Source organism: Collinsella sp. CLA-ER-H2 (genome assembly GCF_040092405.1).
In the GTDB taxonomy this organism is placed as follows: Bacteria; Actinomycetota; Coriobacteriia; order Coriobacteriales; family Coriobacteriaceae; genus Collinsella.
Map to the genome: position 1 here is coordinate 1 of NZ_JBBNLO010000053.1, position 5281 is coordinate 5281.

Below are 5281 nucleotides of genomic sequence, written 5' to 3' on the forward strand. Positions count from 1 at the left end.
CGGTCTGGCAATATATCTCCTTGCCGCGCGGCCCGGTGGAACCGGATCAGCCGCGGGGCGTGCACCTTGAGAACCGGATACTGCGAGGATGGACACTCACTTCAGTGTCGCATCCGGGCAGACATCGAACCATTTGAAATGGTCTAACTTGGATTTGTTTTTCGCAAGGCCGCCGAGAGGCGGCCCCGAGAAATTCCTTTTCCTATACTAGAACCATATGAATCGAACGGAACCGATCAGCTAATAGTTGTGAGGACCGGACGGGCTCGAAGCCCAAATATTTTGGACGGAGAGTTCGATCCTGGCTCAGGATGAACGCTGGCGGCGCGCCTAACACATGCAAGTCGAACGGCACCCCTCTCCGGAGGGAAGCGAGTGGCGAACGGCTGAGTAACACGTGGAGAACCTGCCCCCTCCCCCGGGATAGCCGCCCGAAAGGACGGGTAATACCGGATACCCCGGGGTGCCGCATGGCACCCCGGCTAAAGCCCCGACGGGAGGGGATGGCTCCGCGGCCCATCAGGTAGACGGCGGGGTGACGGCCCACCGTGCCGACAACGGGTAGCCGGGTTGAGAGACCGACCGGCCAGATTGGGACTGAGACACGGCCCAGACTCCTACGGGAGGCAGCAGTGGGGAATCTTGCGCAATGGGGGGAACCCTGACGCAGCGACGCCGCGTGCGGGACGGAGGCCTTCGGGTCGTAAACCGCTTTCAGCAGGGAAGAGTCAAGACTGTACCTGCAGAAGAAGCCCCGGCTAACTACGTGCCAGCAGCCGCGGTAATACGTAGGGGGCGAGCGTTATCCGGATTCATTGGGCGTAAAGCGCGCGTAGGCGGCCCGGCAGGCCGGGGGTCGAAGCGGGGGGCTCAACCCCCCGAAGCCCCCGGAACCTCCGCGGCTTGGGTCCGGTAGGGGAGGGTGGAACACCCGGTGTAGCGGTGGAATGCGCAGATATCGGGTGGAACACCGGTGGCGAAGGCGGCCCTCTGGGCCGAGACCGACGCTGAGGCGCGAAAGCTGGGGGAGCGAACAGGATTAGATACCCTGGTAGTCCCAGCCGTAAACGATGGACGCTAGGTGTGGGGGGACGATCCCCCCGTGCCGCAGCCAACGCATTAAGCGTCCCGCCTGGGGAGTACGGCCGCAAGGCTAAAACTCAAAGGAATTGACGGGGGCCCGCACAAGCAGCGGAGCATGTGGCTTAATTCGAAGCAACGCGAAGAACCTTACCAGGGCTTGACATATGGGTGAAGCGGGGGAGACCCCGTGGCCGAGAGGAGCCCATACAGGTGGTGCATGGCTGTCGTCAGCTCGTGTCGTGAGATGTTGGGTTAAGTCCCGCAACGAGCGCAACCCCCGCCGCGTGTTGCCATCGGGTGATGCCGGGAACCCACGCGGGACCGCCGCCGTCAAGGCGGAGGAGGGCGGGGACGACGTCAAGTCATCATGCCCCTTATGCCCTGGGCTGCACACGTGCTACAATGGCCGGTACAGAGGGATGCCACCCCGCGAGGGGGAGCGGATCCCGGAAAGCCGGCCCCAGTTCGGATTGGGGGCTGCAACCCGCCCCCATGAAGTCGGAGTTGCTAGTAATCGCGGATCAGCATGCCGCGGTGAATGCGTTCCCGGGCCTTGTACACACCGCCCGTCACACCACCCGAGTCGTCTGCACCCGAAGTCGCCGGCCCAACCGAGAGGGGGGAGGCGCCGAAGGTGTGGAGGGTGAGGGGGGTGAAGTCGTAACAAGGTAGCCGTACCGGAAGGTGCGGCTGGATCACCTCCTTTCTAGGGAGATACATTCTTAGAGAGACATACTTTAACTCGAATGGAGGGCAGGAGCCCGTCCGGTGGATGTCGCCCGCGATGAAGTCCCCGCAGCACCCGGTCCCCGGGGTCGCACCCGCGTACCTTGAGAGCCGCATAGCGATAGGAGAGAGATGGAAGATCCAATTCTTCCAGACTCGATTCTTTTCTGCGATTTAACGTAAGAATGATAGCAATCATTCATCCGATCCAAACAAGAAGAATTCACTTATATATGAGTGAGGAGCATCTGATCGCGAGCACAGTTCAACTACTGTGCCGCGGTATGAGATACCCGAATTGCGACATACGAGCGCTATTCATGATATCGATTAATTAACTTAATTAGCGACACGTGGATATCCCGCGGGCCCGATGCGGTCCCGCAAGATACCACGGGCGCACGGCGGATGCCTTGGCACAGGGAGCCGATGAAGGACGCGGCAAGCTGCGATAATCCCCGGCGAGGAGCACACATCCTTCGACCCGGGGGTCTCCGAATGGGCGAACCCATGCACAGCAGTGTGCATATCCCCCCGCTGAACACATAGGCGGGGGGAGGACAACCCGGGGAACTGAAACATCTAAGTACCCGGAGGAGAGGAAATCAATCTCGAGACTCCCCGAGTAGCGGCGAGCGAAAGGGGACCGATGGCCAAACCGTCGAGCGGGCATACCCGGCAGGGGTTCCGCCGACGGGGTTGCAGGGCCGCGCATCCGGGGGCTGCCGCCCCCGGGCGCAGGTCCGGCTGGGGAGCGGAACGGCATGGGAGGGCCGGCCGCAGCGGGTGACAGCCCCGTACGCGAACCCAGACCGGACGGCGCGACGCGGTCCCTGAGTAGGGCCGGGCACGTGAAACCCGGTCCGAACCTGGGTGGACCACCATCCAAGCCTGAGTACTACCCTGTGACCGATAGCGCACCAGTACCGTGAGGGAAAGGTGAAAAGCACCCCGGGAGGGGAGTGAAACAGTACCTGAAACCGTGCGCCCACGAGCAGTCGGAGCAACTTTTTAGTTGTGACGGCGTGCCTTTTGTAGAATGAGCCAGCGAGTCGCTGGCGCGGGGCGAGGTTAACCGAAAGGGAGCCGAAGCGAAAGCGAGCCTTAACAGGGCGACTTGAGTCCCGCGCCGCGGACGCGAAGCCGGGTGAGCTATCCGTGGGCAGGCTGAAGCGGGGGTAAGACCCCGTGGAGGGCCGAACGCACGTCGGTTGAAAACGGCGGCGATGACCTGCGGATAGGGGTGAAAGGCCAATCAAACCCGGAGATATCTCGTTCTCCCCGAAATAGCTTTAGGGCTAGCGTCGCGCGTTCACCGCCGGAGGTAGAGCACCGGATGGACGAGGGGGCTTCGCCGCCTACCGAATCCAACCGAACTCCGAATGCCGGCGGCCCAGAGCGCGGCAGTCAGAGCATGTGGGCTAAGCTGTGTGCTCGAGAGGGAAACAGCCCGGACCGCCCGCTAAGGTCCCCAAGTTCCAGCCGAGTGGCAAAGGATGTGCGTCCGCCCAGACAACCAGGATGTTGGCTTAGAAGCAGCCATCCATTCAAAGAGTGCGTAACAGCTCACTGGTCGAGTGGACATGCGCCGACAATACACGGGGCTAAGCTGGACACCGAAGCGGCGGGATTTTAATTCATTAGAATCGGTAGGGGAGCTTCCCATGGGCGGAGAAGCCGGAGGGCGACCGACGGTGGAGCGCATGGGAGTGAGAATGCTGGCATGAGTAGCGAGAGACGAGAGAGTAACTCGTCCGCCGTGAACCCGAGGTTTCCTGGGCAAGGCTAATCCTCCCAGGGTCAGTCGGGGGCTAAGGCGAGGCCGGTAGGCGTAGCCGACGCGCAGCAGGCAGACATTCCTGCACCGCGCACGCGGCGCTACGACCGACGGGGCGACGGATGGGGGTGGCTCGGCGGGGTTCTGGACGTCCCCGTGATGGAGCGCGGCCCGCGGACCAGGGAAATCCGGTCCGCACGAAGGGCGAGGCTCCGGACGAAGCGACTGAGCGAAGCGAGTGAGCCCGAGGTCCCTAGAAAAACCCCTAGGCAGGCGCGTGCGCGCCCGTACCGCAAACCGACACAGGTGGGTGGGTAGAACATACCGAGGCGATCGGGTCAACCATGGTCAAGGAACTCGGCACAATGGCCCCGTAACTTCGGGAGAAGGGGTGCCCGCGCGTACGTGAACCGGCTCGCCCGGGGAGCGGAGGCGGGCCGCAGTGGAGAGGCCCAAGCGACTGTTTACCAAAAACACAGGACTCTGCAGAAGCCGCAAGGCGACGTATAGGGTCTGACGCCTGCCCGGTGCCGGAAGGTCACGCGGAGGAGTTAGCCATTTCGGCGAAGCCCCGAAGCCAAGCCCCGGTAAACGGCGGCCGTAACTATAACGGTCCTAAGGTAGCGAAATTCCTTGTCGGGTAAGTTCCGACCTGCACGAAAGGCGCAACGACTTGGGCGCTGTCTCGACCATGGACCCGGTGAAATTGCACTGGTCGTGAAGATGCGACTTACCCGCGGAAGGACGGAAAGACCCCGTGAACCTTCACTGCAGCTTGGCATTGGCCGCTGGTCCCGCGTGTAGAGGATAGGCAGGAGGCATCGATCCGGAGGCGCCAGCCCCCGGGGAGCCGCCCTTGGAATACTGCCCTCGCGCGACCGGCGTCCTAACCCGAGGCCGTCAACCGGCTCGGGGACCGTGCCAGGCGGGCAGTTTGACTGGGGCGGTCGCCTCCTAAAGGGTAACGGAGGCGCGCGAAGGTCCGCTCGGGACGGTCGGCAACCGTCCTTTTGAATGCAAGAGTACAAGCGGGCTTGACTGCGAGGCCCACAAGCCGAGCAGGTGCGAAAGCAGGCTCTAGTGATCCGGCGGCCCCGAGTGGGTGGGCCGTCGCTCAACGGATAAAAGGTACTCCGGGGATAACAGGCTGATCTTGCCCAAGAGTCCACATCGACGGCAAGGTTTGGCACCTCGATGTCGGCTCATCGCATCCTGGGGCTGGAGCAGGTCCCAAGGGTACGGCTGTTCGCCGTTTAAAGCGGTACGCGAGCTGGGTTCAGAACGTCGTGAGACAGTTCGGTCCCTATCCTCCGTGGGCGCAGGAGAATCGATGGAGGCTGCCCCCAGTACGAGAGGACCGGGGTGGACGCACCTCCGGTGAACCGGTTGTCGACCAACGGCACGGCCGGGTAGCCGCGTGCGGCGCGGATAACCGCTGAAGGCATCTAAGCGGGAAGCCGTTCCAGGGATTAGTTCTCCTTCCGGTAAGGGCCCAGGTAGACTACCTGGTCGATAGACGGCAGGTGCAAGGCTGGCGACAGCCTCAGCCGAGCCGCACTAATCGCCCGAGCTCTTCCGGAACCGCACCTCGCGGCCCGCGGGACTGAGCGCTCACGCGCGGTCCGGGCACGAGGATGCCCCCGAGTCACCTCCCCTATGCGCCATGCGGCCCCCAGGGCACGCGAGAGAGACACC

The 5281-nt window shown here is 63.1% G+C and carries 2 rRNA genes; both read left to right on the plus strand.

Annotated features, from left to right (window positions below):
- Positions 1-283 precede the first annotated feature (283 nt).
- Positions 284-1789: ribosomal RNA gene (locus AAAX59_RS09545) — 16S ribosomal RNA — on the plus strand.
- A gap of 401 nt (positions 1790-2190) precedes the next feature.
- Positions 2191-5167 (plus strand): 23S ribosomal RNA (locus AAAX59_RS09550).
- Together the 16S and 23S rRNA genes form the textbook arrangement of a ribosomal RNA operon.
- The last annotated feature ends 114 nt before the right edge of the window (positions 5168-5281 follow it).